The following is a 371-nucleotide window of genomic DNA, read 5'->3' on the forward strand; positions in this document are numbered from 1 at the left end:
ACGGGCTGCGGGTCGACGCCGTCGCCTCCATGCTCTACCTCGACTACTCGCGCGAGGCCGGGCAGTGGACGCCCAACGTCCACGGCGGCCGGGAGAACCTCGACGCGGTCGCCTTCCTCCAGGAGATGAACGCCACCGTCTACCGGCGCGAGCCCGGCGTCGTCACCATCGCCGAGGAGTCGACCGCCTGGGACGGTGTCACCCGGGCCACCCACCACATCGGGCCGGGCGGCTTCGGCGGCCTCGGGTTCGGGCTGAAGTGGAACATGGGCTGGATGCACGACTCGCTGGACTACGTCTCGCACGAGCCCGTCCACCGCAAGTACCACCACCACGAGATGACGTTCTCGATGGTGTACGCGTACAGCGAG

1 pseudogene is annotated in these 371 nt (G+C 69.0%); it reads left to right on the top strand.

The features are described 5' to 3' along the window. Window positions 1–371 (top strand): annotated as a pseudogene (locus tag KM933_RS38840) (1,4-alpha-glucan branching enzyme); the annotation flags it as partial.

Origin of the sequence: Streptomyces beigongshangae (genome assembly GCF_019710745.1) — a bacterium.
GTDB lineage: Bacteria > Actinomycetota > Actinomycetes > Streptomycetales > Streptomycetaceae > Streptomyces > Streptomyces beigongshangae.